General features: G+C 38.7%; 1 protein-coding gene. It reads left to right on the top strand.

Annotated features, from left to right (window positions below):
• The coding region (locus BALCAV_RS20945) for an RNA-guided endonuclease TnpB family protein (protein WP_040324348.1) at positions 1-732 on the top strand (732 nt) is incomplete at both ends.

Below are 732 nucleotides of genomic sequence, written 5' to 3'. Positions count from 1 at the left end.
TATACTCGATTCTTCAAGAAACAAAATAAAGCGCCACGCTTCAAGTCTAAAAAGAATCAGGTACAATCCTACACCACGAAAGAAACAAATAGCAACATTGCCATAGTAGACAACAAAATTAAATTGCCGAAACTAGGGTATGTTCGCTTGGCCAAAAGTCGTGAGGTTGAAGGGCGTATTCTGAATGCTACAGTCAGACGAAATCCAAGCGGAAAGTTCTTTGTATCAATTCTAGTCGAAACAGACGTACAGCCCTTGAAGAAAACGGAATCATCTATCGGTATAGATTTAGGCATCACGGACTTTGCAGTTCTTTCTGATGGTCGCAAGATGGACAATAATAAATTCACATCAAAAATGGAAAAGAAACTAAAACGTGAACAGCGAAAACTTTCAAGACGTGCGTTACATGCTAAAAATAAGGGTATTCATCTATTTGATGCCCAAAACTATCAGAAACAAAAACGCAAAGTGGCTAGATTGCACGAAAGAGTCAGGAACCAACGAGACGATTTCCTTCACAAGTTAAGTACAGACATCATCAAAAACCACGATGTGATCTGTATCGAAGATTTGAACACCAAAGGAATGTTGCGTAATCATAAATTAGCCAAATCCATCTCGGATGTATCCTGGTCTGCCTTTGTATCGAAATTAGAATACAAAGCGAAATGGTATGGGAAAACCATTGTGAAAATAAGCAGGTGGTTTCCATCTAGTCAAATCTGTTCC

The sequence above is a fragment of the Alkalihalobacillus alcalophilus ATCC 27647 = CGMCC 1.3604 genome, assembly GCF_000292245.2.
Classification (GTDB): domain Bacteria; phylum Bacillota; class Bacilli; order Bacillales; family Bacillaceae_D; genus Alkalihalobacillus; species Alkalihalobacillus alcalophilus.
This window is presented reverse-complemented; position numbering and strand designations above follow the sequence as displayed.